At 69.4% G+C, this 24,025-nt stretch carries 30 protein-coding genes and 1 pseudogene; 15 read left to right on the forward strand and 16 right to left on the reverse strand.

Annotated elements, in window-relative coordinates; translation table 11 throughout:
• Positions 1 to 5 precede the first annotated feature (5 nt).
• The 4 genes from OH809_RS18775 to OH809_RS18790 form a co-directional block, all read right to left on the reverse strand.
• The gene (locus OH809_RS18775; RefSeq protein WP_406421323.1) at positions 6 to 302 is read right to left on the reverse strand and encodes a sulfurtransferase TusA family protein; all 297 of its coding nucleotides are present in this window, start codon (positions 300 to 302) and stop codon (positions 6 to 8) included.
• A complete protein-coding gene (locus tag OH809_RS18780) occupies positions 299 to 964 on the reverse strand; it encodes a class I SAM-dependent methyltransferase (RefSeq protein ID WP_406515372.1) in 666 nt (221 codons plus the stop codon). Before OH809_RS18780 ends, OH809_RS18775 begins: the two co-directional genes overlap by 4 nt.
• A gap of 41 nt (positions 965 to 1,005) precedes the next feature.
• Positions 1,006 to 1,314 carry a hypothetical protein gene (locus OH809_RS18785; RefSeq protein ID WP_406421321.1) on the reverse strand — a complete coding sequence of 103 codons (309 nt, stop codon included), beginning with the start codon at positions 1,312 to 1,314 and terminating at the stop codon, positions 1,006 to 1,008.
• A gap of 67 nt (positions 1,315 to 1,381) precedes the next feature.
• Positions 1,382 to 2,380, reverse strand: coding sequence for a hypothetical protein (locus OH809_RS18790; protein ID WP_406515373.1), 999 nt, complete (start codon positions 2,378 to 2,380; stop codon positions 1,382 to 1,384).
• 167 nt (positions 2,381 to 2,547) lie between these two features.
• Between OH809_RS18790 and OH809_RS18795 the strand changes: the two genes are divergently transcribed.
• Positions 2,548 to 2,850, forward strand: a complete 303-nt coding sequence (locus OH809_RS18795; RefSeq protein ID WP_406515374.1) for a type II toxin-antitoxin system Phd/YefM family antitoxin — start codon at positions 2,548 to 2,550, stop codon at positions 2,848 to 2,850.
• A 5-nt stretch (positions 2,851 to 2,855) separates the two neighbouring features.
• On the forward strand, positions 2,856 to 3,134 hold the full coding sequence (locus OH809_RS18800) for a type II toxin-antitoxin system RelE/ParE family toxin (RefSeq protein WP_406515375.1): 279 nt from the start codon (positions 2,856 to 2,858) through the stop codon (positions 3,132 to 3,134).
• Here OH809_RS18800 and OH809_RS18805 read toward each other — a convergent pair.
• A pseudogene (locus OH809_RS18805) lies at positions 3,119 to 3,569 on the reverse strand (hypothetical protein). The gene OH809_RS18800 and the pseudogene OH809_RS18805 sit on opposite strands and share 16 nt — an antisense overlap.
• 81 nt (positions 3,570 to 3,650) lie before the next feature.
• On the opposite strand from OH809_RS18805, the gene OH809_RS18810 reads away from it, so the two are divergent.
• The 5 genes from OH809_RS18810 to OH809_RS18830 all read left to right on the forward strand — a co-directional run bounded on the left by OH809_RS18810 (position 3,651) and on the right by OH809_RS18830 (position 5,708).
• On the forward strand, positions 3,651 to 3,920 hold the full coding sequence (locus OH809_RS18810; protein WP_406421316.1) for a Scr1 family TA system antitoxin-like transcriptional regulator: 270 nt from the start codon (positions 3,651 to 3,653) through the stop codon (positions 3,918 to 3,920).
• Positions 3,917 to 4,105: a DUF397 domain-containing protein gene (locus OH809_RS18815; protein ID WP_406421315.1), complete on the forward strand. Its 189-nt coding sequence runs from the start codon at positions 3,917 to 3,919 to the stop codon at positions 4,103 to 4,105. Before OH809_RS18810 ends, OH809_RS18815 begins: the two co-directional genes overlap by 4 nt.
• 7 nt (positions 4,106 to 4,112) lie before the next feature.
• Positions 4,113 to 4,574 carry a hypothetical protein gene (locus OH809_RS18820; protein WP_406421314.1) on the forward strand — a complete coding sequence of 154 codons (462 nt, stop codon included), beginning with the start codon at positions 4,113 to 4,115 and terminating at the stop codon, positions 4,572 to 4,574.
• Positions 4,558 to 4,902 carry a hypothetical protein gene (locus OH809_RS18825; RefSeq protein ID WP_406421313.1) on the forward strand — a complete coding sequence of 115 codons (345 nt, stop codon included), beginning with the start codon at positions 4,558 to 4,560 and terminating at the stop codon, positions 4,900 to 4,902. Before OH809_RS18820 ends, OH809_RS18825 begins: the two co-directional genes overlap by 17 nt.
• A gap of 653 nt (positions 4,903 to 5,555) precedes the next feature.
• Positions 5,556 to 5,708, forward strand: a complete 153-nt coding sequence (locus OH809_RS18830) for a hypothetical protein (RefSeq protein ID WP_406515376.1) — start codon at positions 5,556 to 5,558, stop codon at positions 5,706 to 5,708.
• 113 nt (positions 5,709 to 5,821) lie between these two features.
• Here the strand turns inward: OH809_RS18830 and OH809_RS18835 are convergent, their stop codons facing one another.
• The 5 genes from OH809_RS18835 to OH809_RS18855 all read right to left on the reverse strand — a co-directional run bounded on the left by OH809_RS18835 (position 5,822) and on the right by OH809_RS18855 (position 9,192).
• On the reverse strand, positions 5,822 to 6,685 hold the full coding sequence (locus OH809_RS18835; protein ID WP_406421312.1) for an ABC transporter permease: 864 nt from the start codon (positions 6,683 to 6,685) through the stop codon (positions 5,822 to 5,824).
• Positions 6,645 to 7,493, reverse strand: coding sequence for an ATP-binding cassette domain-containing protein (locus tag OH809_RS18840; protein WP_406515377.1), 849 nt, complete (start codon positions 7,491 to 7,493; stop codon positions 6,645 to 6,647). The genes OH809_RS18835 and OH809_RS18840 overlap by 41 nt, the downstream gene beginning before the upstream one ends.
• The gene (locus OH809_RS18845; RefSeq protein WP_406421310.1) at positions 7,490 to 7,945 is read right to left on the reverse strand and encodes a MarR family winged helix-turn-helix transcriptional regulator; all 456 of its coding nucleotides are present in this window, start codon (positions 7,943 to 7,945) and stop codon (positions 7,490 to 7,492) included. The genes OH809_RS18840 and OH809_RS18845 overlap by 4 nt, the downstream gene beginning before the upstream one ends.
• A gap of 107 nt (positions 7,946 to 8,052) precedes the next feature.
• Entirely contained in the window at positions 8,053 to 8,601 is a 549-nt protein-coding gene (locus tag OH809_RS18850; RefSeq protein WP_406421309.1) for an isochorismatase family protein, read from the reverse strand.
• 84 nt (positions 8,602 to 8,685) lie between these two features.
• Positions 8,686 to 9,192, reverse strand: coding sequence for a hypothetical protein (locus OH809_RS18855; protein ID WP_406421308.1), 507 nt, complete (start codon positions 9,190 to 9,192; stop codon positions 8,686 to 8,688).
• Positions 9,193 to 9,254: 62 nt separating this feature from the next.
• On the opposite strand from OH809_RS18855, the gene pip reads away from it, so the two are divergent.
• The 4 genes from pip to OH809_RS18875 all read left to right on the forward strand — a co-directional run bounded on the left by pip (position 9,255) and on the right by OH809_RS18875 (position 15,450).
• Positions 9,255 to 10,232 carry a prolyl aminopeptidase gene (gene pip / locus OH809_RS18860; RefSeq protein WP_406421307.1) on the forward strand — a complete coding sequence of 326 codons (978 nt, stop codon included), beginning with the start codon at positions 9,255 to 9,257 and terminating at the stop codon, positions 10,230 to 10,232.
• A gap of 174 nt (positions 10,233 to 10,406) precedes the next feature.
• Entirely contained in the window at positions 10,407 to 11,852 is a 1,446-nt protein-coding gene (locus OH809_RS18865; protein WP_406421306.1) for a Gfo/Idh/MocA family protein, read from the forward strand.
• A 77-nt stretch (positions 11,853 to 11,929) separates the two neighbouring features.
• The gene (locus tag OH809_RS18870) at positions 11,930 to 12,928 is read left to right on the forward strand and encodes an NEW3 domain-containing protein (protein ID WP_406421305.1); all 999 of its coding nucleotides are present in this window, start codon (positions 11,930 to 11,932) and stop codon (positions 12,926 to 12,928) included.
• Between the two features lie 224 nt (positions 12,929 to 13,152).
• Positions 13,153 to 15,450 (forward strand): peptidoglycan recognition protein, encoded by a 2,298-nt coding sequence (locus OH809_RS18875; protein ID WP_406515378.1) that lies wholly within the window; start codon positions 13,153 to 13,155, stop codon positions 15,448 to 15,450.
• A gap of 303 nt (positions 15,451 to 15,753) precedes the next feature.
• Here OH809_RS18875 and OH809_RS18880 read toward each other — a convergent pair whose 3' ends face one another.
• Positions 15,754 to 16,749: an aldo/keto reductase gene (locus tag OH809_RS18880; RefSeq protein ID WP_406421303.1), complete on the reverse strand. Its 996-nt coding sequence runs from the start codon at positions 16,747 to 16,749 to the stop codon at positions 15,754 to 15,756.
• A gap of 55 nt (positions 16,750 to 16,804) precedes the next feature.
• Positions 16,805 to 17,344 carry a PadR family transcriptional regulator gene (locus OH809_RS18885; RefSeq protein ID WP_406421302.1) on the reverse strand — a complete coding sequence of 180 codons (540 nt, stop codon included), beginning with the start codon at positions 17,342 to 17,344 and terminating at the stop codon, positions 16,805 to 16,807.
• Positions 17,345 to 17,431: 87 nt separating this feature from the next.
• Here OH809_RS18885 and OH809_RS18890 point away from each other — a divergent pair, with 87 nt between their 5' ends.
• A complete protein-coding gene (locus tag OH809_RS18890; protein WP_406421301.1) occupies positions 17,432 to 18,205 on the forward strand; it encodes an alpha/beta fold hydrolase in 774 nt (257 codons plus the stop codon).
• Between the two features lie 132 nt (positions 18,206 to 18,337).
• On the opposite strand, the gene thpR is transcribed toward OH809_RS18890, so the two are convergent.
• Entirely contained in the window at positions 18,338 to 18,901 is a 564-nt protein-coding gene (gene thpR, locus OH809_RS18895; protein WP_406425113.1) for an RNA 2',3'-cyclic phosphodiesterase, read from the reverse strand.
• 109 nt (positions 18,902 to 19,010) lie between these two features.
• Here thpR and OH809_RS18900 point away from each other — a divergent pair, with 109 nt between their 5' ends.
• Positions 19,011 to 19,595 carry a Uma2 family endonuclease gene (locus OH809_RS18900; RefSeq protein ID WP_406421300.1) on the forward strand — a complete coding sequence of 195 codons (585 nt, stop codon included), beginning with the start codon at positions 19,011 to 19,013 and terminating at the stop codon, positions 19,593 to 19,595.
• 79 nt (positions 19,596 to 19,674) lie between these two features.
• Here the strand turns inward: OH809_RS18900 and OH809_RS18905 are convergent, their stop codons facing one another.
• Together OH809_RS18905 and OH809_RS18910 are read right to left on the reverse strand one after the other, a co-directional pair.
• Positions 19,675 to 21,009, reverse strand: a complete 1,335-nt coding sequence (locus tag OH809_RS18905; RefSeq protein WP_406421299.1) for an MFS transporter — start codon at positions 21,007 to 21,009, stop codon at positions 19,675 to 19,677.
• Positions 21,010 to 21,091: 82 nt separating this feature from the next.
• Positions 21,092 to 21,532: a MarR family winged helix-turn-helix transcriptional regulator gene (locus OH809_RS18910; RefSeq protein WP_266982958.1), complete on the reverse strand. Its 441-nt coding sequence runs from the start codon at positions 21,530 to 21,532 to the stop codon at positions 21,092 to 21,094.
• 133 nt (positions 21,533 to 21,665) lie between these two features.
• Between OH809_RS18910 and OH809_RS18915 the strand changes: the two genes are divergently transcribed.
• Positions 21,666 to 21,857, forward strand: a complete 192-nt coding sequence (locus OH809_RS18915) for a ribbon-helix-helix protein, CopG family (protein WP_358862349.1) — start codon at positions 21,666 to 21,668, stop codon at positions 21,855 to 21,857.
• Here OH809_RS18915 and OH809_RS18920 read toward each other — a convergent pair.
• Entirely contained in the window at positions 21,850 to 23,304 is a 1,455-nt protein-coding gene (locus tag OH809_RS18920) for an NCS2 family permease (RefSeq protein ID WP_406421298.1), read from the reverse strand. The genes OH809_RS18915 and OH809_RS18920 overlap by 8 nt on opposite strands.
• Positions 23,305 to 23,685: 381 nt before the next feature.
• On the opposite strand from OH809_RS18920, the gene OH809_RS18925 reads away from it, so the two are divergent.
• On the forward strand, positions 23,686 to 23,985 hold the full coding sequence (locus OH809_RS18925) for a DUF2530 domain-containing protein (RefSeq protein ID WP_406421297.1): 300 nt from the start codon (positions 23,686 to 23,688) through the stop codon (positions 23,983 to 23,985).
• Positions 23,986 to 24,025: the final 40 nt, after the last annotated feature.

The raw sequence follows: 24,025 nt of genomic DNA on the forward strand, positions 1-24,025 counted from the left end.
TTGTGTCAGTGCTCGGCCGGGTGCCAGGGGGCGCCCGGCCGGGTGGAACGCGCGTTGGCGGCAAGCCGTAGGGCGTACACCGGCCGGTCACTGCCGGGGACGGGGCCGAGGTAGGTGTGGCCGGTCATGTGGCACCAGGCGGGCAGGTCGAGCGGGGCGGCCAGGTCGGTGGCGATGACGTGCACGACCGTGTCCGGCTCGGCGGCGTCGATCTGCTTGCGCAGCCGGAGCAGGAGGGTGACGCAGAGCAGGCCGGTGCCGTCGACAGTGAGGTCCGCCGCGGGTATCTCGCTTGCGGTCATCGGGGCGCGGTCTGCGTGACGCGCCAAAGGCGACGGGGCAGGTCGCCCTCCTCGAAGGCGTGGACCTCGTCCAGGGTCCAGCCGTCGGCGAGCGAGTCGACCAGGCCGTGGGAGAAGAAGTGCACGGCAAAGCCACCGTGTTCATAGATGTCGTCGCCATGGGCGGTGCCGGCGCCGTAGTGGGCGTCGCCGGTGTGGCGGACGGTGTAGACGAAGTGTCCGCCGGGGCGCAGGACGCGGCGGACCTCACCGACCAGGGCGTGGATCTCCTGGGTGGACAGGGCCATGCACAGCAGCATGTGCGCGAAGACCGCGTCCACCGAGGCGTCCGGCAGGGGGAGCGGATCGCGTACGTCGTGCGTCGTGGTCGTCACCCGCCGGCCCACGCCCTGGGCGCGGGCCGCGTCCCGCAGCTGCTCCAGGCCGGTCGGGCTGAAGTCGGTGGCGTGGACGGTGAAGCCCTCGCGGGCGAAGTACAGGGCGTCCCGGCCGTGCCCGGCACCGAGCTCCAGGACGTCTTTCGCTCCGGCCGCGCGGAACAGTCCGGCGGCGCGGACGGCGGGTGCCGAGGGCTGTGCGCCGTACATGCCCGGGTGGTCGGTGTATGTGTTCTGCCAGTGCCGCCGCTGTGCGTCGGCCAGGCCCTGCTCGCTGTCCGCCACGTGCTCGCTCTCCTCGTACGCCGGCCGGTGCCGCCGCCAGCCTAGAGGGCGCAGATCAGGGCCTGCCGCAGCTGGTCGGGCCCGGGGAGCCCGGCCAGACCTTCGGGTGTTTTGTATACCCGGCAGGCGAGCCCCGGCGCGCGGCCGGGCTCGGCGAACGGGTCGCGGCCGTCGATCAGGAAGGTGGGCGACCCTGTGAACGCGGCCGCCTCGGCCGTGGCCTGGTCGGCGATCACCCGCGTCGAGAAGGCGGTGTCGTGCAGGCCGACGTCATCGAGCACCTGACGCAGGAGGTTGGCCGCGGGGCCGGTGTTCGGACAGTCCGGCACGACCAGGATCTCAATGTTCATGCCTTCAGGATCGCGCATGCCCCATGAAGTCGCGGCCATGGGAATCGTTATCCGTGGCAAGCTCCGGTCACCCACCGTTCAGACACTCGCCGCCTTCACCCGGACTCGCCACGAGGGCGGCAACCCGTTCACGCCAGGGGACGTGCGGGGGCTGGGCGGCGACGGCTGCCTCATGGGCGAGCCAGAACTGCCGCGCGTCCGCCCCGCGACACGGACCGCAGTGCGTCTCCTCCCCCACGGGCCGGAACACGTGATCGTCGCCGGGCCCCTTGCAGACCACCAGCTCGGCGGCCCGTGGCACGGGCCGGGCCTCGACGGGCGGCGGTGCTGCTTCGGGGAGCTTCTGTACGAGCCGGTGCCGCAGGAATCCCACCGCCGACCGCACGCCCTCTGCGGGCAGTCCACTGGTCAGCGCCTGCCGAAGGTCGGCGGCCGTCACCCCGCGCCGCAGCCACTCGGCGGCGGCCTCCGCGAGCCCCCGGGCCTCCCGCGCCCCGAGGTGCAGCTCCCGGTGCGCATGCCGCAACGAGAGCAACACCCGCTCGCCCTCAGCCACTTCCGGCGCGGATTCGGCTTCGGGTTCGAGCTCCGCTGCGGCTTCGGGTTCGGCTTCGGTGGGTGGGTGGGATGTGTTCTTCCCCAGTTCTTCATCTACCGGTGTATAGCCACCGGCCACCCGTCCTGCCGGTTGACCGACCGCCCGTTTGTGCACACTCGGCGGCGCCACCTCGGCATCCCGCCCGTCCCGAACCCCGACCGCGGCCTCACCCGTCAGCGGCGCGTTGGCGAAGAGCTGAACAGTGACCCACCGGCCACGGTCGTTCTGCTGCTGCCACTCGTGCACGAAGCCGTGCTCGACCAGCGCCTTCTTGGCCTTCTGGTAGGCCCGCCCCGTGATCCCCAACGTCCTTGCGTGCTCACTGAGCGGGCGGTCGACGCAACCATCGGGGAGCCCCTGCACGTAGAGGAGCAGAATCTTCGCGTCACTGTTCAGACGCGGATGACGCACCACGTCGTGCGAAGCCTTCGTGAAGCGCCGAGACGGCGCGATAGCATGCCAAAGCATCCCGGTGGACCTCTAGACCACTCGTGGGTGAAGGCCTCCGGACCGGTGTTGGTAGCACCGCCGGGGGCCGCCCCGCATACGGCTGCATACAGAGCGTGATGACGACGTCACCGTACCGCACCCGGCTTCCCCTTCACCACGCACAAGCCAATATCTACACGTAGCAGATGTACATCTGCTACATTGAATACATGAGTGAGCCCGTTGTTGAGTCGATGGCTGAAGTTCGCCGCCACCTCGCGGACGTGATCGACCGCGCACGGCGCGACAAGACTCCGACGATCATCACCCGCCGGGGCAAGAGCGAAGCAGTGCTGATCGACATCGACGAATACCGCCGCCTGCGGGAAGTCGCCGAACAGCTTGAGGACGAATGGCTCAACCGGCTGGCCGACAAGGCTGAATCCGAGGGCACGGACGGTTCCGTCTCCCTGGAAGAGATGGCCGCACTCCTCCGATCCGCCCCCTGACCCCCATGGGCCACGTCACGCGGTTCACTCCGCATGCTCAGCGGGACTTGCTCAAGATCCCCCGCCAGGACGCCCTGCGCATCCTCATGCGCCTCGCCGAACTCCAGAAGTCGTTGGACACCGGCGATGTTGCGGCCTTCGACATCAAGGCTCTCCAAGGGCATCACGCCCGTTGGCGTCTGCGGGTCGGCGATTATCGGGCCGTCTACACGGTCGAGGACGGTCAGCTGATCCTGTGGGTGCTGACCGTAGGCAACCGCCGCGACGTTTACCGCGGCCGGTAGTCGGCCGAGCGCCCGTCCGTCTCGTCCGCCAGGACTCCCACCATCAGCTCGTGCAGCAACGCCGCATCCACGAACGGCGTCTCGGCGGTCGGTGGCGAACGCCAATCCAGGGGCCAGGTGAGCCCGTGCAGTGCGGGCACCCCGACGAACGCTGCTGTCCGTCCGTCCCGGCTCATCGCCTCCGCACCGGCCGGCCAGCGGTAGGCGGTCACGGTCTGCGGCGGCAACAGAAAATACGTGCTCCGCGCCCCGATCCGCGAGCGCACGATGGGGCCCGCCCTAAAGTCGGTGAACTGCATGATCTCGTACGCGACGTGCTCCCCCCCGCATACCGGTGATCCGTACGGCGTCGAAGTGGATGCCCGCATACCGAAGGGCGTGCCCGCTCGCAGGCACCCACGAGGGCACCGGGTCCAGTGAACTTTTCCGTTCCATACGGAAAGCGTCGCGCCCCACACGTACCGTGACCAGGGACACAAGGCGTCTGTGCACTGTTGTGCACTCGGGAGGTGAGTTGTGCACTCCGGTGGCCAAGGGGGCGGCAACGCCCAGATGTTCGGGACGCTATTGCGCTTCTTCCGGGAGCGGGCGGAGCTGTCGCACGTCCTGCTGGAGACAGCTGAACGAAGCCGCCTCGCCTACGTCGAAGGACAGAGCGGCAGCTTCTTCGTAAGCCAACAGCCTGACCTGGGCGATCTGTTCGGCAAATATGGCATTCTGCGGGCGCAGGCGCTCAGCCCGGAAGCGTCCATGAAACTGATCGAAGAGGTGGCAGAGGAAGAATGAGCACCGACCTCAACTGGTTCAAGAGCAGCTACAGCGGCGACCAGGGCGGCGACTGCATCGAGGTCGCCACCTGCCCCCACACCGTCCACGTCCGCGACTCCAAGGACCTCACCGTCCCCGCCCTCACCCTCTCCCCCGCCGCCTGGACCGCCTTCCTCGGGTACGCCGGCGAGGGCGACGCCTGACCGGCTGATGGGCAACTCCCGGGCGTATCCCGTCTACCGCAGCAGCGACCCGCTCGACGTGTACGCACAGGCGAAGCGGCTGTGCGCTCTCCTCGACTCGCGGGACGCCGGTGCGCGCGTGGGCGCGGAACTGCGGACGGTGGCGGACGTGCAGCGCATGGTGAAGCTGCTGCCGGATATGTCCTACGACCCGGACCGAGCGCTCACGGACCCGGTCACCGGCGACTACCTCTTCTTCACGGGGCGGACGCTGCCCGTGGACCCCGTCGAGCTGGAATCCTTGCTGCCGTTGTTGCTGAATGATGAGTTCGCGAGCGGAGCCACTTTCCCAACAGGCCCTAGCCCGGTGGAAATGTTCGGGGTTGACCAGACCGGATGCCTTCCTGCCTCGCGACGGAGAATCGTGCGGTTCTTCGGGAACTCCCACGAAGTAGCCAGCGTCTCCAGTGATCATGAGGGAACGCGTTGAAGCGCTGAGTGGTACCGGGGTGGCCCTGGCCGGTGGATTCGTCGGGCTGCTGGGATGGGCCGCGGATGCCGAACTCCGGGCGCGCTCCGGATTCGAAGCAGGGCCGGACTGGAGCGTGCTGTACGCGGAGCTTCCGCTGACCGTTCTCATCGGAGTGGCAGTCGCTTTGTCAGCGTGGTTGCTGCCCCGGCGACGGATAATCGGGCCGTCCGTTGCCGGGTACGCAGGCCGCGTCGCGCTCGTCGCCATAGTGCTGGCCGGATTCTGGCTGGCCGTCCAGGGCTGGTACGCAGGACTGCCCGAGTCAGTGCCGGACCACAAGCCCTAGAACGGTGGAACGCCATCACCGAGATCGGCACAGACGTGCACTCACTCTCGTGTAGATGGCTCTCCGGCCGCTGATACACCCGCCGCGCACTAAGCAGTCCCCCGTACGCTCCCCGCCGTAGACTTATCAGGGAGCTTGAGCTTTGCCAGACGTCCAGTTCAGGCGGGCCCCGCGAGATTGATCCCGCCAAGGGCGGCGGGATTGGAGTTTCCCACGGCTCCAGCCATTGCGGGCTCTCTCTAACGAGCGGAAGCCTCTGCCTCGCTTTGTGAGCGGTGGAATCCCCTCAGGAAGGACGTGGGCCGGATGAGCCACTTTGTGAGCCAGGTGCCCATCGGTGACATCACACTGGCCGCTTCGGCTGTGCGCTGGATTTTCCCCGTCGGTATAGCAGTGGTCGTAGTCGCTGTTCTGCTTGGCCTCGTCTGGTGGGACGCGCGCCGTCGGTCTCGGGCACGACAGCAGGGACCACGGGCCGAACGTTCCTCCCGAAGCAGCGAAAACTTGAGGGCTGCAGATGATTTCGGGGAAGGTCTCAGCCCATATGAGATCAACCGGCCCTCTTCGCCAAGGGACGTACCCAAGGATGACAACGGTGGGGCTTTTGGCAGTGGAGGACCCGGCGGCTGACGGGTCGGCGACATCGGCGGCACTTGCCGAGATCACCGCGCGGTCGAGATCTACTTTCGATACACGCCCTGGTCCGTCTCGAAGACGGCCTGCGCATCATCGCCATGCGGTTCGAGCTGACCGACGGGGTCGGATCGAACGTCGGACTGGCCGACATCAAGGCCTACGCCGAATAGCGTCATGGTCCTCATGCGACCGATCGCTCCCGCTTGTGGCATGCCGCCGAGTCACGTCGCAACCGGGAGCGGCCGGCCGTCGGCCGGTTGCCGGTGCCCGTCGTACGGCGCGGTCAGCGGGCGAGCCGGCCGAGGAGCGAACCGGCGGCGACGATGCCGACGAACGCGGCGAGGACGAGTACCGCGAAGTCGAGGCCGAGGTGGGCCGGCGTGCCGATGAGCAGTCCGCGCAGGGCGTCGACCTGGTAACTCAGCGGGTTCACCCTGCTGATCGCCTGGAGCCAGCCGGGCATCAGCGCGACCGGGTAGAGCGCGTTGGAGGCGAAGAACAGCGGCATGGTGATGGCCTGGCCGATGCCCATCAGCCGGTCGCGGGTGAGGACGATCCCGGCGATCGACATCGACAGGCAGGAGAAGAACACGGAAGCGAGGACGACCACGACGACCACGCCCAGCAGCCTCAGCGGATTCCAGGTCATGCCGACGCCGAGCGCCGCGGCGATCACGATGACGACCGCCGCCTGGATCACGGCTTTCACCCCGGCGGCGAAGGCCTTGCCGGTCACCAGGGCGGTCCGCGGCGTCGGTGTGACCATGAGTTTGGTGAGGACGCCGGAGTCCCGCTCCCAGATGATCATGATGCCGTAGAAGATCGCGATGAACATGGCGGACTGGGCGATGATCCCGGGCGCCAGGAAGTCGAGATACGGAACGCCGCCGGTGGGGATGGCGTGGATACGGGAGAACGTCTGGCCGAAGATCAGCAGCCAGAGCGCGGGCTGGACGGCGCGGGTGTAGATCTCGGTGCGGTCGTGGCGCAGCTTCTGCAGTTCGACGGCGCACATCGCCGCGACCCGCGCGGGGACGACGTGCCAGCCCGTGCGGGCGGGCGGCGGTTCCAGGAGGAGGGCGAAGCGGCGGTCGGGCGAGCCGGGTTCAGCCGCGGCGGGATGCGGTGCGACGGGTACGGCGGACATCGTTGAAGACTCCCTTCTCTCCGGGAGAACCGGGGTCGCCCAGGCCGCTTCCGGAGTGGTACCGGAAGACGTCCTCCAGGGTGGGTGGCGGCAGAGCCGTATCGCCGGACTCCTCGCGGTGCGCGACCAGTTCGCTCTTGAGCTCGGTGGGCGTGCCGAGGGCGCGCAGTCTGCCCAGATGCATCAGGGCGAGCCGGTCGCAGCGCTGGTCTGCCTCGTCCATGGAGTGGGTGGTGACCAGCACCGTCATCCCGGTGCCGACACGGATTTCGTTGATGCGGTCCCAGACACTGTCGCGGGCGATCGGGTCCAGACCGATGGTCGGCTCGTCCAGGATCATCAGGCGGGGTGCGCTGACCAGCGCCTGAGCGAGTTCGAGGCGGCGCACCATGCCACCGGAGTACGTGGCGGCGAGCCGGTGCGCCTCGGGACCCAGCCCGACCGCGTCCAGCGCCTGCCCGACACGGGCCGCGCGCTGCCGGCGGGGCACGTCGAAGACGCGGGCGAAGAGGGCCACGTTCTCCCGGCCGGTGAGACTGGCGTCGGCCGACAGCTGCTGCGGTACGTAACCGAGCAGGCGCCGTACGGCCATCTTCTGCCGGGCCGCGTCGTGGCCGAACACATGGATGACGCCGGGGGGTACGGGCAGCAGCGTGGTGATCGCACGCAGAGTGGTGGTCTTGCCCGCGCCGTTGGGCCCGAGGAGTCCGAAGACCTCGCCGGGGCGGACGAGCAGGTCCAGGCCGTCGACGGCTTTCGAGGTTCCGAAGGAGTAGGCCAGACCGGTGCAGCGGAGGGCGGGAGTCATGGGGTCTCCTCTCCTTCGCGCAGTGACTCGGCGAGTCTGCGCAGTGACGGGAGCGCGGCGGTCAGCGCGGCCCGGTCGGCGGAGTCGAGTTTCGCCACGTGTTCGCGGAAGAGCGCGTCGCGCCGGGCCCGCCAGTCGCGCAGCCGGCCGACGCCCGCCGGGGTCGGGTGGAGGAGCGCGGCCCGCCCGTCGCCGGGGTCCTGCTCCCGCCGCAACAGGCCTTCCGCGACCAGGTGGTTGACCAGCGTGGAGACGGAGTTGGGCGCGAGGCAGAGTTCGCGCGCGGCCGCCGAGACCCGGATTCCGGGCCGGGCGGCAACCAGTCGCAGCAGTTCCGCGTGCGCTCCGCGCAGCCGGGGCGTGGGCAGACCGCCCCACAGCCGCCGCCGGGCGAGCCGCTGAATGCGGGGCAGAAGTCCGGCGAGTTCTTCGGGGAGATCACTCGCCACCACCTGCCCATTTTACCTCTGTTTGCGACATATATACGCGGCAAGGGCCCTGCGAAGGGGGCCACCGTCGAGCGGTGCGACAACGGGTCGGGGGCGCGGCCGCGCCCCGGCTACGACAGGACCGCGAAGTCCACTTCGGACGCGGGCAGCACGCGGATGCTCCGCCCGGGGAAGTCGATGTGCCGGAAGATCTCGTTGTGGTGCGCGATCGACCGGTCCGGCGAGGCGTATTCGCCGGCGTCGGGCCGGACGGACGTGGTGTGCCCGTCGGCCACCAGCACCAGGTCGTACCGGTGGCTCAGCGCCTGCCGCGCCGTGGTGTCCACGCAGATCTCGGTCGCGAAGCCGGTGACGACCACCTCGGTGACTCCCAGCGTCTTGAGGGTCTTGTCGAGAGCGGTGTCCAGGAAACTGTCCGCGCTGGTCTTGTGGACGACCTCCTCGTCGGCGGCGGGCGCGAGTTCGGGCACGATCCGCCAGCCCTCGGTGCCGGCCTCCAGCCCTTCGCCGCGGTGCTGAATCGTCACGATCGGTACGCCCGAGGCCTTGGCACGTTCGCGGAGGCCGGCGATCGTGGCGACGGTCTCGGCGGCCCGGTGCGCGATGGCCGCCAGGGTGTTCTGCATGTCGATGACGAGGAGCGCGGGGGTATGTGGCACGGGCCCACGCTAGCGGTCCGGGCCCGGGCGGCGAGGTGATCCGGAAGAAGGAGTTCGAACCCGGCAGCCCCTCCCGCCGTCACCTCACCGCTCCGGGAACCGCTCCCCGCACCGGCTGCAGAACACCGGCGCCGGGTCCGGCGAGAGCCGGCCGCACTCGGGGCAGACCCGGTCCAGCATGCAGGGCCCCTCGCCGCCTTCGTACGCCGCCGAGGGCGCGACCGAGGGCTTGATGGTCAGGCCGGGGCGGCGGCGGTGGACGGTCAGGTACGCGAGCCCGTCCGGGCCCGCCGCGAGGGCGCGGCGGGAGGTGCGGGGCAGCCAGACGGCCGTCGTGGGGGCCAGCTCCAGCGTCTCCGTGCCTGTGCCCGTGCCTGCGAGGACACGACCGCCGCCCGCGAGGACGACGAGGAGGACGTCGAGGACGTCCTCCTGATGCTCGCCGACCTCGGCGCCGGGCGGCAGACGCACCAGATTGGCGTCCAACTCACGTCCTTGTTCGGCCAGGTGCCAGAGGGCGCCGCGCTCCTCCGGGCCCGCTTCGGTGAGCAGTTCGTCGAGTACGGCCAGGATCCGGGCAGTGGAATTCACGGCAGCCAGGCTACGCCCCGCCGTAGTCTGAACCCTTTGCCCCGGACCGGAGGGACGCCGCCATGGACCGTGAGCCCGACGAGAAGTACCCGCCGATCGAGCCGTACGACCACGGGATGCTCAACGTCGGCGACGGCAACCTCGTGTACTGGGAGGTCTGCGGCAATCCGGACGGCAAGCCCGCGCTCGTCGTCCACGGGGGCCCCGGGTCGGGGTGCGGTGCGTGGGCGCGGCAGTATTTCGACCCGGACCGGTACCGGGTCGTCCTCTTCGACCAGCGGGGCTGCGGCCGGTCGACCCCGCACGCGAGCGACCCCGCCGCCGACATGCGGTACAACACGACCGGCCGTCTGATCGCCGACATGGAGCAGCTGCGCGTCCGTCTGGGGATCGACAAGTGGCTGCTGTACGGCGGGTCCTGGGGTTCGACGCTGATCCTCGCGTACGCCGAGGAACATCCGTTCCGGGTCTCCGAGATCGTGATCCCGGCCGTCACCACGACCCGGCGCAGCGAGATCGACTGGCTGTACCGGGGCGCAGGGCAGATCTTCCCGGAGGCGTGGGACCTGTTCCGGGCCGGGGTGCCGGAGGCCGAGGGCAAGCCGACCCCGGACGTCCTCGCCGCGTACGCCCAGCGGATGGAGAGCCCGGACGCGGGGGTACGGGCGAAGGCGACGGCGGACTGGTGTGCGTGGGAGGACGCGGTGCTCTCCCATGAGACGTACGCGGGACCGCCCCCGTACAGCGGCAGGCCGGGCAGGGCGCAGCAGGCCCTGGTGCGGATCTGCTCGCACTACTTCTCCAACGGGGCCTGGCTGGAGGAGGGGCAGTTGATCCGGAACGCCGGGCGGCTGGCCGGGATCCCGGGAGTGCTGGTGCACGGCCGGCTCGACCTGGGCGGGCCCCTCATCACCGCCTGGGAGCTGGCCCGGGCATGGCCGGACGCGGAGTTGACCGTGATCGACGGGGCGGGACATCTGGGCGGTGCGGCGACCAGCCGGGCGGTAGTGGAGGCGCTGGACCGGTTCGCGTCGCGCTAGCGCCCCTCCCGGCGAGCTTTGCCCCGCCGCGCACGCAGATGCAGCAGCGTGCAGGCCGCGGTGTTCATTTATGAGCGCAAGAAGCGTTTTGCAATCATCTATTGACATGCATATGTAACGCGCGTCACAGTCGTCCCGCCAGTGATCCCGACCACGTCGAATCTGGAGTCCTTCATGTCTGAAGTCCCCGCAGTCTCGCGGCGATCGGTTCTCGGAGGGGCGGTGGCCACGGGCGCGATCGCCGTCGGCTTCGGAGCCGCCGGGTCCGCCCCCGCGCTCGCCGCGCCGGGCGCTTCCGGTGCGGTCACGGCCTCCGAGCCGCGCCGCACCGCCGGCCAGACCTCCATGATCAACGTGCCGTACAAGGTGCACCAGACCGTCCGGGTCGCCGTCATCGGCCTCGGCAACCGCGGCAACGGCATGACCACGGGCTGGTCCGCCGTGCCCGGCTGTCAGGTCACCGCCGTCTGCGACATCCGCCCGGACCGCGCCAAGCGCGTCGCTGACAACCTGGTCAAGGCGGGCAAGCCGCGCCCCGCCGAGTTCGGCGGCTCCGCCGACTCGTACGCCGAGATGCTCAAGCGGGACGACATCGACCTCGTCTACATCGCCACGCCCTGGGAGTTCCACTACCCGCAGGGCAAGGCCGCGCTGCTGGCCGGCAAGCACGTCATCGTCGAACTTCCCATCGCCACCCAGCTCGAGGAGCTGTGGGACCTGGTCGACACCTGCGAGCAGACCCGACGACACCTGATGCTCGCCGAGAACTGCTCGTACGGCCGCAACGAGCTGGCCATGCTCAAGATGGCGCACGAAGGCGTGTTCGGCGACGTCACGAACGGTCACGGCGGTTACCTGCACGACCTGCGTGCGCTGCTGTTCTCGGACACGTACTACACGGACTCCTGGCGCCGCCTGTGGCACACCCGCAGCACCGCCTCCTTCTACGCGATGCACGGTCTCGGCCCGGTCGCCGCGGCGATGGACATCAACCGCGGCGACCGGATGACCACGCTGCGCGCCACCGCGACCGCCCCGAAGGGCCTCGCCGACTACCGCGAGCGCTTCGTCCCCAAGGGCCACCCGTCGTGGAACGAGACCTACATCAACGGCGACCTCGTCACCTGCATGATCGAGACCGCCAACGGCCGGACGATCCGCGCCGAGCACGACGTGAGCTCCGCCCGCCCGTACAGCCGCATCAACAGCCTCGCCGGCAGCCGCGGCCTCTTCGAGGACTACGTCGGAACCTCCTCCACCGGCGCCCGGGTCTACTTCGAGCCCGACCACGGCGACGACGCCTGGCGGGACTTCGGGTCGTACCGCAAGGAGTTCGACCACTGGCTCTGGAAGAAGATCGGCGACGACGCCGCGAACAACGGTGGCCACGGCGGCATGGACTACGTCCTGCAGTGGCGCACCGTGCAGCTGATGCGCGCCGGCCTCGTGCCCGACATCGACGTGTACGACTCCGCGGCCTGGTGCGCGCCGGTGCCGCTGAGCGTCAAGTCCCTGGAGGACAAGGGCAAGCCCGTACAGATCCCGGACTTCACCCGGGGTTCGTGGGTGAACCTCCGTCTCGGCCTCGACTCACGCATGACAGAGATGCCGCCCGTGTGACCCCGGCCCACGTCCAACCCTGCCCCCTGAACCCTGGCCGAGCACTGCCCGAACCGTAAGAGAAGGAGCGAGCATTCATGTCCGTACCTGTGACCGCAGCCCGAAGAGCCGTGGCGGCCCTGGCGGTGGCGACGGTGGCGTTCACCTCCGCCCCCGCGTCCGCCGCGCCGCAGGACGCGTCCGCGTCCGAGGCGCGCACCCAGGTGACGATCGCCCCCGTCGACCTGAACGGCCCTGCCATCTCGGAGGTGAAGGTCACCGTCACCAACGCGGGACCCGAGCGCCTGCGCCGGCTCAAGGTCACCTTCAACGGCCCCGTCGGCTGGGCCGTTCAGCCCTCGGTGCGCAGCGTCGACGGGTCGTACCAGCCGGGTGCCGCGGCCACGGCGGAGTTCCGGATCCAGGTGCCGGAACAGCGCGCGGGCTTCACCATGCGCACGTTCACGGCCAGCGCCAGCTACGAGGGAGGCGACGGCCAGGGCACCGCCACGGGCACGCGGGTCGAGCGCTCCGGCCCCGTGCTGGCCCGCCTCTCCGACGCGTACAACAACGTCGCCATCACCGACGAGAGCAACACCAAGGCCGGTGACTACGACGGCGAGGGCAACAGCTTCTCCGCGCAGAAACTCGCCGCGGTCGGGCTGACGCCAGGAGCGTCCGTCACCGCCCTCGGCGCCCAGCTGACCTGGCCTGCCGCGGCCCCCGGCACGAAGAACAACGTGTCGAGCACCGGGCAGGGCGTGAAGGTCGCCGGCAAGGGCAGCAAGCTGGTCTTCCTCGGCTCCGGCGTCGGCAGCGGGGCCACCGGCACGGCGACGGTGTTCTACGCCGACGGGTCGAGCACCACCGGGTCGATCGGCTTCCCCAACTGGTCGTTCCAGGAGGCAACGGCACACGGCGCGACGCTCGTGAAGTCGACGGACGGCCGCAACCGTCCGGATGGGTACGGCAACGCCGGCATCGCCTACCGGGTCTTCGCGCACTCCATCGCCCTGGACCCGGCCAAGCAGGTCGAACTCGTGGTGCTCCCGGCCAATGCCGGCATCCACCTCTTCGACATCGCGCTGGCTCCGTAACACCCCCCGGACACCACGTGCGTCGGCCGGCGGAGGACACGTCCTCCGCCGGCCGGCGCGTTCGTTTGGATCATGCCGGACTCGCGGGGCCCGGCACGATCCAAACAAAAGACCCTGGGTGCCGGGGGTGGGGGACGGGCCCTCGGACGGTCATGGAAAGCTGTGCGAACGCCGTGATCCAACGGCTCCTTGCCACCCCCCGTGACACCCCCGAGGGATATGACGTGAGATCGCACCGAAAAATATGGACCACGGCTGCCGTTACGACGGTAGCCGTGGCGGGTTTCGTGGTGTTCCAGAACGTCACCGGCGACTCCGCAGATGACAGTGACAACAAGGCCGGTCCGGTCAGGACCGACGTACGGAAGACGGCGCTGAAGGTGGCCGCGGACGGCAGTTCCGCGTCGCTCGGCCGGCGGGACACCGCACCGTTCAGCATGCTGGGGGTCACCTGGACCGACCCGGCGGCGAAGGTGACGGGAGCGGTCGAGGTACGGACCAGGTCGGCCGCGAACGGCACCTGGTCGTCCTGGATGCCGCTGGAGACCGACATCGACGGCCGTACGGAGGCGGGCCGCTCCGGCGTCCGCGGGTCCACCGAACCACGGTGGGTCGGCCCGTCCAACGGCGTCGAGGTACGCGTCACCGCGGACGGCAAGGTCTCCGCGAAGCTGCCCGCCGGGCTGCGGCTGGACACCGTCGACCCCGGCAAGGGCTCGTCGCTGCACGCGGCCCCGGCCGCCTTCGTCGCCGAGACCGACGTCCCCGCCGACCCGTCGTCGTCCGACTCCCCCTCGGCCGATCCGACGGCCACCTCGGAACCGACCCCCACGGCCACAGAGTCCGACACCGCCCCGGCATCAGAGGCGCCGCCCGTGGCACCTTCCGAGACGGCAACGGACAGCCCCTCGCCCACGGCGAGCGGCAGCACCTCGCCGACCGCGAGCACCTCGCCGTCCGCGAGCACCTCGCCGTCCGCGTCGCTGCCGCCCGCGCCGCCGTCGACCGTGCCCAAGCCGCCCATCACCTCGCGTGCGGGCTGGGGCGCCGACGAGTCGATCAGCCCGGAGGCGCCGGAGTACAACGCCACGGTCAAGGCCGTCTTCGTCCACCACACCGCAGGGACCAACAAGTACTCCTGCGCCGACTCCGCGGCGATCGTGCGCGGCGTGTACGCGTACCACGTCGAGAGCGAGGGCTGGAAGGACATCGGCTACAACTTCCTGGTCGACAAGTGCGGGACGATCTTCGAGGGCCGCAAGGGCGGCGTGGACCGGCCGGTCCTCGGCGCACACACCTACGGCTTCAACCGGGAGTCGACCGGTATCTCCGTCCTCGGCACCTACACGGATACGGCCGCCCCCAGCGCGGTGACCACCTCGGTGGCCCGGATCGCCGCGTGGAAGCTCGGCCAGTACAAGGGCGACCCGGCGGGCAGCACCATGCTCACCGCGGGCGCCAACGGGTCCAACGGCTTCAAGAAGACCTTCACCGCCGGTACGCAGTACTCCTTCAAGCAGATCTCCGGCCACCGCGACGGCTTCAACACCGAGTGCCCCGGCACCATGCTGTACGGGCAGCTGCCCTCGATCCGCAGCCTCGCCGCGGGCCCCGTCACCGGACTCGCCATCAAGTCGGTGACCGGCGCCACGCTCGCCGGGACGTCGTACTACACCAAGTCCGCGATCACGGTCGGCTGGTCGGCGAGCACTCCGAGCGCCTTCATCTCCAAGTACGAGCTGCTGGTCGACGGCAAGAGCGTCGCCACCACCGCGGGCACCGCCACGTCGGCGAAGGCCACCCTCGGCGTCGGCACGCACACGGTCCAGGTCCGCGCCACCCACCAGTCGGGGAAGACGGCCCTGTCCGCGGCGGCGACCGTGGTCGCCGACCAGACGGCGCCGAGCTTCACCACCAAGCCGAACCTCGCGCTGCGCACCGGCACGGTGAACACCACCGCCGTCCCGCTCACCCTGAAGTGGAAGGCGACCGACACCGCGTCGCTCAAGGAGGTCCGGCTGACCGCCCCGGTCGCCAAGACCTACGGCCCGACCACCACGAGCGCCTCGCACACCGCGAAGTCCGGCGCGGCGACCACGTGGTCCATGAGCGCGTACGACACCGCGGGCAACACCGCGGCCGCCTCCGTCTCCGGCACCCCGGTCATCCTCCAGGAGACCTCGGCCACGAAGACCGGCACCTGGACGACCAAGTCCTCGTCCTCGTACCTGGGCGGCAAGTCGTACTCCAGCTCCGCCAAGGGCGCGAGCCTGAGCTGGACGTTCACCGGCCGTTCGGCCGCCTGGGTGGTCTCGCGTGCCTCCACGTCGGGCCAGGCGTACGTGTATGTCGACGGTACGAAGGTGGCCACGGTCGACCTGAAGTCGTCCACCACCAAGTACCGCGACGCCCTGTGGACGAAGAGCTGGTCCACCAGCGCCAAGCACACCGTCAAGATCGTCGTCGTCGCCACCTCGGGCCGTCCGGCGATCACGACGGACGGCCTCGTCTACCTCAAGTAGCCGCCGCGGTCCGCTGACGGACGTACCCGCATGACCTGAGCCCGGCTCCGCGCACCTGTGCCGCAGAGCCGGGCTCAGAGGCTGCCGGGTGACCTCTGATCGGGCGGCCACGCCCTGGCACGCACGCTTCCCGCGTTGCCGAAATGTCCTAGTAGCTCCTTCCCCAAGCTCTCAGCTTCGTTCGAGCAGGGGAGGCCCATCCGAGGACATCCCGCCGCCTTGGAATCGCACGCACCAGACCGCGTCCGCTATCCGATCGAAGGTCACCCGACAGCCTCTCAGGCATTCAGCCGACCCCGTCGCCTACCAGGCGAAGGCCTCCGGCGACGGACCCGGGCCCGGGAAGATCTCGTCCAGGGACGCGAGCACCTCGTCCGACAGCTCGAGGTCCACCGCGCGCACCGCCGAGTCCAGCTGCTCCCGCGTGCGCGGGCCGGAGATCGGTCCCGTCACCCCCGGGCGGGTCAGCAGCCAGGCCAGCCCCACCTCGCCGGGCTCCAGGCCGTGCTTGTCGAGCAGGTCCTCGTACGCCTGGATCTGCGCCCGCACCGTGGTGTTGGCGAGCGCGTCCGCGGACCGGCCGGACACCGAACGGGACGCGCCGCCCTCACGCTCCTTGCGGATCACGCCGCCGAGCAGTCCGCCGTGCAGCGGGGACCACGGGATGACACCGAGTCCGTACTCCTGCGCGGCCGGGATGACCTCCATCTCGGCGCGGCGCTCGGCGAGGTTGTAGAGGCACTGCTCGCTGACCAGCCCGTACGAACCGAGGCGCCTGGCGGTCTCGTTGGTCTGGGCGATCTTCCAGCCGGCGAAGTTGGACGAACCGGCGTAGAGGATCTTGCCCTGCTGGATCAGTACGTCGATGGCCTGCCAGATCTCCTCGACCGGGGTGGAGCGGTCGATGTGATGGAACTGGTACAGGTCGATGTGGTCGGTCTGCAGCCGCTTGAGGCTGGCGTCGACGGCCCGCCGGATGTTGAGGGCGGAGAGCTTGTGGTGGTTGGGCCAGGCGTCGCCCTCCGCGGCCATGTTCCCGTACACCTTGGTGGCGAGAACGACCTTGTCGCGGCGTTCACCGCCCTTGGCGAACCAGGTGCCGAGGATCTCCTCGGTGCGGCCCTTGTTCTCGCCCCAGCCGTAGACATTGGCGGTGTCGACGAAGTTGACGCCCGCGTCCAGCGCGGCGTCCATGATCGCGTGACTGTCGGCCTCATTGGTCTGCGGACCGAAGTTCATGGTGCCGAGGACGAGTCGGCTGACTTCGAGTCCGGTGCGTCCGAGCTGCGTGTACTTCATGGGCACCAAGCCAACGCCTTCGAGTCCGCTCGAGGCAAGTGGCCGGCGGGCGGTCTCAGCGGGTTTCGAGGTCCTTCAGCGTCGTTGCCAGCCAGCTCAGTTCCGCCTCGCTCGTCGCGCGGGCGATCGTGAGAACACCTCGGCGGAACGGGTCGTCGAACGCCTCCGCTCCGAGCGGGCGCTCGCCCTCGGAGTTGTAGTCGTAGAAGAAACTGCTCGGCTCCTGCAGGAACGCCAGCCTGCGCCGCAGCACGTCCGCCTGCTCGGCGGGTGCCGGGAGATGGCGGAGGAAGGCGAGCACGGTGAACCAGCGGTTCTCGTCGCTGATGTCCACCGCGTCGGCCTCGCGCAGCCGGCGGCGCAGTTCCTCGCGCCCGTCGTCCGTCAGGGTCAGCGTGTGGCGGGGGGCGGCCCTGCTGCCGGGCTCGGTCCGGCGGCCGAGCCATCCGGCGCGCTCCAGGCGCTTGATCGCCGGGTACAGGGTGCCGTCCGCGATCGGGCGGACGTGGCCGGTGAGGTGGGCGACGCGTCGCTTCAGCTCGTAGCCGTGCAATGGCTGCTCATACAGAAATCCCAGGATCGCCAGTTCCAACACCCGAGCATCCTCCCTCATTGCTCTATACATCGGCGCCGATATATAGTCTCGCCGAGACTTTACCTGGCCGGAGGGGAGCGGGAGAACATGAAGAACGCACAGGTGACAGCGGGCGGCGCACACATCCGGTGGGTGGAGATCCCCGGCAGCACGGCACCGACCCGCGTCTATCTGCATGGGCTGGGCGCCTCGTCCGGTCCGTACTTCACCGCGAGCGCCGTCCATCCGCTCCTCGCCGGCAGCCGTTCGCTGCTCATGGACATGCTCGGCTTCGGCATCAGCGACCGGCCCACGGACGTCGACTACACCCTCGAAACGCACGCCGACGCGATTGCCGTCGCGCTCCGATCAGCCGACGCGTACGCCACCGACGTCATCGCGCACAGCATGGGTGGCGCGGTGGCCATCGTGCTCGCGGCCCGCCATCCGGACCTGGTGGCGCGGCTGGTCCTGGTCGACGCGAACCTCGACCCGGTCGCGCCCGCTCCGCCGCGGCCCGGCACCAGCGGCATCGCCGCGTACACGGAGGAGGAGTTCCTCGATCACGGACTACACGAAGTGCGCGACCGGGTGGGCTCCCACTGGTGGTCGACGATGCGGCTCGCGGGCCCGGAGGCACTGCACCGCAGCGCCATGCACCTCGCGCGCGGGACGACGCCCACGCTGCGCGAGCTGCTGCTGGAGCTGAAGATTCCGCGCACCTTTCTGCGACCGGAGAGCAACGGGCCACTGCCCGGCGAGAACGGTCTCGTCGCGGCCGGGGTGCGGGTCGTGCCGGTCCCGGAGTGCGGGCACAACATCATGCTGGACAACCCCGAGGCGTTCGCGAGGGAGACCGCCCGGGGGCTGGAGCTCGCCTGACGGGAGCCGGTGCCGGCCGCTCAGCCGCCGACCGCGGCTGCCACGGCGACGACGGCGAACATCAGCACGAGCACGACCGCCATGATGCGGTTTCTGGTCTTCGGGTCCACCCGTCGAGCGTAACCGCACCGTTCAGTGTCCCAGCGACCAGGATGCGACCACCTCGTACCGCGGCTGCTCCCCCGGCACCCCGGAGATCGGCAGATTGCTGCGCACGAGAGCGACCTCGCCGACCTCCCACGGTGTGCCCTCGAAGGTGTCCAGGGCCTCCAGATAGGGGTGCAGGTCCGCCACAGCGCGGCTGCGGGCGAGGGTGAGGTGCGGGGTGTAACGGCGGTGCTCGTCCATCGGCACGCCGGCGCGGCGGGCGGCGGCGTCGGCGCGCTCGGCGAGGAGCCTCAGCGTGTCGAGGCCGCCCGCGGCCCCGGCCCACAGCACATGGCCGTCGAACCGGCCGCCGCGGTGGAGGCGCAGCGGGAACCGCTCGGTGCGACCGGCGGCGCGCGCCAGCCGCTCGTGCAGATCGGGCAGCAGCGCGTCGTCGACCACACCGAGGAAGGCGAGCGTGAAGTGCCACGCGTCGGTTCCGGTCCAGCGCAGGCCACCGGCGCCCGGAAGGGTGTGCAGCGGGGCGACGGCGCGGCGGAGCTCCGCGATGGCGGAGGCGGGCGGCAGGACGGCGACGAAGAGTCTCATGCGGCTCATGATCCGAGTGTGGCACCGTACCGGCGTGTCCCGGTCACCGTGCGTATCGTTGTACTACGCGGCTGCCCGCGCCCGTGCGGCAGCGGGGAGGAGCGGCACGATGACCGTCGTAGACACCGACAGGATCGAGATGGCCGACAGCAGCGACGAGCGCACCTTGGACATGATGTTCGAGTGGCTTGAGCCCACCCCCGAGGGATTCAAGGTCGAGATCGTCGAGGGGATCATCTACATGTCGCCGCAACGGGGCACTCATTGGCAGATCATTCTCGACATCGTCGAGCAGTTGCGTGCCGGCTACCCGCGGAAGCGGCTGATGTCTGACGTACGCATCGACTTCCCGGGCCGCCTCAACGGCTTCGCCTCCGATGTCGTAGCCCTGGCCGAGGGCTCTGGACCCGACGCCAAGGGACGGTGTCGTTACCAGGACATCGAGTTCGTCGCGGAGGTGATCTCCAAGGAGACCGCCGCCAACGACTACGGCTCGAAGAAGGCCACCTATGCCACCGCCGGCGTGCCCGTGTACGTCATCGCCGACCCGTACACCGGAACGTGGCACCTCCACACGCTCCCGAAGGACGACGAGTACCGCAGTGTGCTGAGCCTCGACTTCGGCACTCCGATCGACCTCACCGACACCCCCGTCGGTATCACCCTCAGGACCGACGAGTTCCCGCGCGACTGACAGTGCCGTCGGCCATGAGCAACGGCCCCGACCGGTACCCACCGGTCGGGGCCGAATCACGTCCGTGACGGACAGGCTCTCAGGCCGCCGTCGCCAGCTGCTCGCGCGGGACGAACCGCACATGCGGGTGGCCCGGCCGCAGGTCGACCTTGAGGCGCAGGCCGCCGACGCGGGCCAGCATGAAGCCGACGCCGAGCGCGGCCAGCAGCGAGAACGCACCGCCGACCGCCATGGCGGTCCGGACGCCGTACGCGTCGCTGATCCAGCCCAGGATCGGGGCGCCCACCGGCGTACCCCCGACGAAGACCATCATGTACAGACTCATCACCCGGCCGCGCATGGCCGGGTCGGCCGCCATCTGGACACTCGTGTTCGCGCTGATGTTGGTCGTCAGGCCGATCATGCCGATCGGGACCAGCAGGATCGCGAAGAGCCAGACGGACGGCGACAGGGACGCGATGATCTCCAGGAGACCGAACGCGGTGCCCGCCGCCACCAGCATCCGCAGCCGCGAGGAGCGGCGGCGGGCGGCGAGCAGGGCGCCGGCCAGGGAGCCGGCGGCTATGAGGATGTTGAAGAACGAATACATCCCGGCGCCGCCGTGGAAGACCTCATCCGCGAAGGCGGTGAGCCAGATCGGGAAGTTGAAGCCGAACGTGCCGACGAAGCCGACGAGGACGATCGGCCAGATCAGCTCGGGGCGGCCGGAGACATAGCGCAGTCCCTCGCGCAGCTGCCCCTTGGCGCGCGGCACGACGACCGCCTTGTGCAGTTCGCTGGTACGCATCATCAGCAGACCGACGAGTGGGGCGAGGAACGACAGACCGTTGAACATGAACGCCCAGCCGCTGCCGACCGTGGTGATCAGGACACCCGCGACGGCGGGGCCGATGAGCCGGGCGGACTGGAAGTTGGCCGAGTTCAGGCTGACCGCGTTGCGCAGCTGGGCGGGGCCGACCATCTCGGAGACGAACGACTGGCGGGCCGGGTTGTCGACGACCGTGACCATGCCGAGGAGGAAGGCGATCAGGTAGACGTGCCAGACCTGGACGACTCCGGAGAGCGTGAGGACGGCGAGGGCGATGCCGCAGAGGCCGAGCGCGGCCTGGCTGACGAGGAGGAGCTTGCGCTTCGGGAGCCGGTCGGCGATGACGCCGCCGTACAGGCCGAAGAGCAGCATGGGAAGAAACTGGAGGGCCGTGGTGATGCCGACGGCGGCGGCGGACCCGGTGAGGCTCAGGACGAGCCAGTCCTGCGTGATGCGGGACATCCAGGTACCGGTGTTGGAGATCACGGCGCCCGTGGCGAACAGGCGGTAGTTGCGGATCTTCAGCGACGAGAAGGTCCCGCCGGGCTTGCTCTCGTGGGTGGACGTCGGTGCGGGGGCGGAGTCTGCTCCGGATCCCGTACTCAAAAGGGTTCGCCTCCTCGGCGTGGACATTTCACTGACTGACGAGGCAGTGACGGCGGTACCGGACCGTGGTCCGGTACCGCCGCTACAGGTGGGCGAGCTTCTCCAGGACGGGCGCGGCCTTGCGCAGCGTCTCCCACTCCTCCTCGTCCAGGCCCTCGGCGAGGGTGGCCAGCCAGGCATTCCGCTTGGAGCGGCTCTCCTCGAGCATGGCTTCGGCCTGCTCGGTCTGGCTGACCATCTTCTGGCGACGGTCATCGGGGTGCGGTTCCAGTCTGACCAGCCCCTTGGCTTCCAGCAGCGCGACGATGCGGGTCATCGACGGAGGCTGCACATGCTCCTTGCGGGCCAGCTCACCGGGGGTGGCGGAACCGCAGCGGGCGAGCGTGCCGAGCACCGACATCTCGGTGGGGCTCAGCGACTCGTCGACGCGCTGGTGCTTGAGGCGTCGGCCCAGCAGCATCACGGCGGAACGAAGGGAGCTCACGGCGGCCGCACTGTCGCCGTCGTGGATCAGGTCAGGCATGTTCATTAGCGTAACTCATTACCTACCCTAAAGACCATTCGGTGGTACACGCGCGCCCGATCACTCACCCGAACGAGTGAGTTGGATGCGGAAAGTGACGCCAAGCGACCTCGGAGGCCTAACCCTGCTTGCCATGGGATCGACAGTGCTCAGCCTGCGGCTGGACGGTGAGCTGCTCGACCGGCTCCGGCAGCATGCCGCCAAACGCGGAATGAGCGTCCAGGACTATGTGGTCCGGACGCTCATTCGGGACGACTTCGACGAGCGCTTCAAGACGGCCGTCGACGAGACGCAGAAGTTCTACGGGGCGGAAGAGGTCACGTGAGGCCGAGAGCCGGCATCGCGTAGTAGAAGACGAAGACCGTCGACACGACGTACATGGCCACCGGCACCTCGCGCCAGCGCCCGGCCGCCACCCGCAGCACGGAGAAGGCGATGAAGCCGATGCCGATGCCGTTGGTGATCGAGTAGGTGAACGGCATCATCACCATGGCCAGGAAGGCCGGGATGGCGAGCGTGTAGTCGCTCCAGTCGATGTCCCGCACCGAACCCGCGATGATCAGGAAGCCGACGGCCAGCAGCGCCGGAGTGGCCGCCTGCGACGGGACCATGGTCGCCAGCGGCGTCAGGAACAGTGCCACCGTGAACAGCAGGCCCGTCACCACGCTCGCGAAGCCGGTGCGGGCGCCCTCACCGACGCCCGCGGTGGACTCCACGAAGCAGGTCCCTGCGGAGGCGGAGCCCGCACCGCCCGCGGCGACCGCGATGCCGTCCACGAACAGCACCTTGTTGATGCCGGGGAAGTTGCCGTCCTTGTCCATCAGCTTGGCCTCGTCGCCGACGCCGAGGATGGTGCCCATCGCGTCGAAGAAGCAGGACAGCAGCACGGTGAAGACGAACAGGATGCCGGTGAGCACACCGACCTTGTCGAAGCCGCCGAACAGACTGACGTGGCCGATCAGCCCGAAGTCGGGGGTGGCGACCGGATTGCCCGGCCACTGCGGGACGGTCAGGCCCCACGCCTCGCCCGGCAGATCGGCGACCGCGTCGATGATCAGCGCGACGACCGTCATCGAGACGATGGAGATGAGGATCGCGCCCGGCACCTTGCGGACGATCAGCGCGAGGGTGAGCAGCGCGCCGAGGATGAAGACCAGGACCGGCCAGCCATGGAGGTGGCCGTCGCTGCCGAGCTGGAGCGGCACGGTGGTGTGCGCGGCGTCCGGGATGCGGGAGACGAAGCCCGAGTCGACGAGACCGATCAGCAGGATGAAGAGACCGATACCGATGGCGATGCCCTTGCGGAGCGACGTCGGCACCGCGTTCATCACGCGTTCGCGCAGCCCGGTCGCGACCAGCAGCATGACGACGATGCCCGCGAGGACGACCATGCCCATCGCGTCCGGCCAGCTCATCCGGGGGGCGAGCTGGAGGGCGACGACGGTGTTGACGCCGAGGCCGGCGGCCAGCGCGATCGGCACGTTGCCGATGACGCCCATCAGGAGCGTGGAGAACGCAGCGACCAGCACGGTGGCGGTGACCAGCTGGCCGCCGGCCAGCTGGTGCCCGTACATGTCCTTCGCGCTGCCGAGGATGATCGGGTTCAGCACGATGATGTACGCCATCGCGAAGAACGTGGCGAATCCGCCACGGATCTCGCGCGCGACCGACGACCCCCGCTCGGAGATCTTGAAGAAACGATCCAGGCCGCCGTGCGGCTGCCGAGCCGCAGGCTGCTTGGAGGCGACCGGAGCGGTGGCCGAGGGGGGCATGTATGACCTCAGTCGTACGTAGATAAGGAGAGAAAAGTAGTCAGCTTTGGACTTTTACACGAACAAATCGAGCCAGCCGTAAGCAGATTCAGTATGAATACATAAGGCGAAGATCGCTATCTCCGCGCGTAGACCCATGGGCCGACTGGGCCGAGGGGCTTTAGATCGACCGGCACATGGGGGGTGGGAGAAGGAGCGGGGCTGGGTGCGTGCAGCTGCAAGGCGGAGGAGGGAGGCAACGCGAAGGGGGTCCCCCCATGCCTTTGAGGCTATGGGGGAGTTGTTGACTGACGACAACGCCGCAGATGTGCGTGCCCAGCCCCGTGACGCCGCCCCCCATGTGCCGGCCGGTCTTACATACGGGCCGCATAGACTGAGCCCATGGCGAAGTGGACACCGACACACGAGGCACCCGAGCCCCTGGAAGGGCCCGTCGTCGCCACCATCACCGGCGGCACGCTCCTCTGGTTCGTCCTCTTCCTCGTGCAGCTGCCGTTCTACGGCTGGTTCGACGAGCACGGTCACACGTGGTGGATCTGGACGTGTCTGGCCGGTGCCGGGCTCGGACTGATCGGTATCTGGTACGTGCGGGGGCGCGACGCGGCGATCAAGCGGGCGGCCGCCGGGGCCGGACCGGCCGGCGCGTCCGGCGCCACCGAAGAACGTCAGGGTCGGCCCTGACTTCCGTACCACCCGAGGACCATTCCGCTCCTCCCCCGGT

It is taken from the genome of Streptomyces sp. NBC_00873 (genome assembly GCF_045207415.1).
Classification (GTDB): Bacteria; Actinomycetota; Actinomycetes; order Streptomycetales; family Streptomycetaceae; genus Streptomyces.